The following is a 3,325-nucleotide window of genomic DNA, read 5'->3' as shown; positions in this document are numbered from 1 at the left end:
GTCAATATCCAACTTCCATTTTAAAATATTCTCAATAAAAAATGCATTAAGCAGCATAAAAAACCGTTTTAAGCCTGTTTTTCCTTTTTTATTTTCGATAATTATTGATTATAATTGACATTATCATAATTTCTTAAATACAATAGTCATTTAAAGAAAAATAAGTATCCGGAACTTATATCGTGCATAACAATCCAGTGGGCTTAGACCTGTCTGCAATGGTTTTTCCATGCACAAACTAACGCAACTAACATTTCAAAAAATTGCTTTATGAAGATTCCGTTACTTTATATTTTATCCCTGTTTACAATATCCGGGGTTTTTGCCCAGGATATTACGGTCACGGGAAAGGTTACAGACGATACCGGCGCCCCCGTGCCAGGCGCTGATATACTGATCAAAGGTACGCTCAAAGGCGCAATTACCGATTTTGACGGCGTGTATTCGATTGATGCTCCGCCCGATGCCACTCTGATCTTTTCTTCCCTGGGATTAACCACCAGGGAAATCCCCATACATGGAAAAAGTACCATTGATGTTATGCTCGAAATGGCGGCAGAACAACTGGAAGAAATGATCGTTATCGGAACACGCGGGCAATCCCGCACCAAACTGGAAACCCCTGTCCCTGTAGATGTGATTAATGTTAGTGAACAAGCTATAAACATGCCTCAAACCGATTTAGGCGATGTATTGAGGGCAACAGCTCCTTCCTTTAATGCTTTTCAGTCACAGGCCGGTGATCTTTCGTCGCATGTAGTCCCGCCAACACTCAGGGGGCTGGCGCCTAATCAGATGTTGGTACTTATAAACGGTAAGCGGCGCCATACCTCAGCATTATTACTGGACAACCAGACAGGTTCGAGTTCGAATGCCACGGACATGAGTTTTATTCCAACGGCATCCGTAGAACGTGTGGAGATCTTACGCGATGGTGCTTCTGCACAGTACGGATCCGATGCCATTGCCGGGGTGATGAACATTATCCTTAAGAGAGGGACAGACAGATTTACCGGTACTTTAAGTGCCGGCGGTTACCCCGGACTGGAGCCCGATATCAGTGATCAACTGACCCCGGAAGAGAATGAACTGAATCGAGATTTCAAAGGCGACGGATTTAATTTTCAGTTTGACGGTAATTACGGAATATCTTTCGAAAATGGCGGTTTTCTGAATATTAACGGAACCATAAAACAGGCCAAACGAACCCTCAGGCCTTCTGTTCTCTCCATAAGCAGGGCTCCTTTGTACAGCAGTAATTATCTGAACAACGAAACAACGGATGTCAACGGAAACCCTATCATTACAAACCCGGAGCTAATAGAAGCCCTGGCCGGCAATAATACGGCATTGGCCGATGAGCTGAGGACCGTGGAAGGACTGATGGCCGCAAGAGGCATCGAACAAAAGGATGTTTCTTCCTACGCAGGCAACCCGGCAATAAATCTCGGTGTCCTTTCCTACAACCTTGAATTACCCTTATCAGATACTGCTTATTTTTATTCTTTCGGAGATCTCGGTTATAAATATACGGAAGGCTTTAGTTGTTACTACCGAAGGGCAGGACAGGCCGACAGGTCCAGTTACTCACTATACCCGAACGGGTTCTTACCCCAAATGTATACCAACCAGTTCAACACCTCATTCGCCACAGGAGTGAGAGGAATATTAGGTGATTATAATTTTGATGTGAGTAATACATTGGGCATAAATAAAATGAATATCGGCATGTTTAATACATGGAACGCGAGCATCGGCGAATCTTCTCCCACGGATATGGACCTCGGCGTTCATAATTATTTACAGAATACCACAAATCTGGATTTATCAAGGTATTATGATGATATCCTGGAAGGCCTTAACATAGCTGCAGGAGTTGAGTTTCGTGTAGAACGCTACCAGATCGAGGAAGGCCAGGAAGAAGGATGGACGGCCGGAACCGCAGGAGTTTACACCGCAAAGGAAGACGATGAGCTGCTCGTAGGCCCGGACGGGCTTCCGCTGGAAGACCTGGAAGGTAACCCCATAGTGGATGAAAACGGGGACCCCATTGTACTCCCCAATAACGGGATAAGTCGCGAGTTAATTAAGAGCTTTGCGTTGAACTGTCAGTGTTTCAGGGGTTTTGGCCCTGAAAATGCCAGTACGAATTTCAGATCGGTAATAGGAGCCTATGTTGATGTCGAAGTGGATTTTACCGACAAATTCTTTATGGGACTGGCGTTCCGCACTGAAAATTATTCGGATTTTGGCAATGTGTATACCGGTAAACTCGCCGCACGACTTTTGTTATCCGACAATTTTGCCATAAGAGGTTCCTTCAGTAACGGTTTCCGGGCGCCGTCGCTGCAAGAACTGAATTACTCACACAGCTATACGTTCTTCGTAGACCTGGTACCTTATGACGGAACCCTGTACAGGAACAGCAGCGCCGCTGCAAGGGCCATAGGTGTCGGCCTGTTGCAGGAAGAGCGTTCCACTAACCTCAGCTTTGGTTTTACCGCCAAATTGTTCCGCAACCTGGACCTTACCGTTGATGCCTATAAAATTGATATTACCGATCGGATTTTCCAGACCTCCGAATTCGATGCCACAGAAGCCCCGGCATTAGGCCCTGTTATTGGCCCCGGCCTTGCCAGCTTCAGGATCAATGGTGGTGATGTCAGTACCCAGGGTATCGAAGTGGTTGCCAATTACCACACCTTCATCGGAAAAAATAAACTGGATGCAACGCTTTCGGGAACTTTTAGAGAAAACAAATTCGAGCAGGTAAATGTACCTGATCTGAATACCGTCTTAACCGACGAAGAGGTCGCAGCCAAGTATGTAGACAGAGGTTCTATCGGCCAGTTCGAGACCGGCACGCCAAGTTCAACGATCATAGGTACCGTTACTTATTCTTTTGGCAGGTTCAGCACTATGCTCAGGGGCACCAGGTACGGCTCTGTAGAGGCCCTCGGCAGTTACGAACAGACATTGAACGACGGAACATTCGGGTATCCGGACCAGGTATATACTCCCGAATTCGTAACCGATCTGGGCATTACCTATGCGTTTTCAGACCATTTGAGCCTTACCGTAGGGGGAAATAATATTTTTAACGAATATCCCGAGGTAAACAATTATGAGCGAAGAGGATTCTATATGTATTCCAATTACCAGCAAGGTTCGAACGGCAGTTATTATTTTGGCAGGTTAACCTTTAGCTTCTAGTCAACTACCTCGGGGCAATCCCGATAATTATCGGGACGCAAGGCATGAGGCGGAAACCATAGATTACTTTTCGACGCAAGCGTCGGAGCAATCAACTACCTCGGGGCAAGCC

1 protein-coding gene is annotated in these 3,325 nt (G+C 45.9%); it reads left to right on the top strand.

Annotation, left to right across the window (positions count from 1 at the left end; genetic code table 11):
- Positions 1-270 precede the first annotated feature (270 nt).
- Positions 271-3,213 (top strand): TonB-dependent receptor, encoded by a 2,943-nt coding sequence (locus ED312_RS18725; RefSeq protein WP_123217561.1) that lies wholly within the window; start codon positions 271-273, stop codon positions 3,211-3,213.
- The last annotated feature ends 112 nt before the right edge of the window (positions 3,214-3,325 follow it).

It is taken from the genome of Sinomicrobium pectinilyticum (genome assembly GCF_003725735.1).
GTDB classification, from domain to species: Bacteria; Bacteroidota; Bacteroidia; order Flavobacteriales; family Flavobacteriaceae; genus Sinomicrobium; species Sinomicrobium pectinilyticum.
This window is presented reverse-complemented; position numbering and strand designations above follow the sequence as displayed.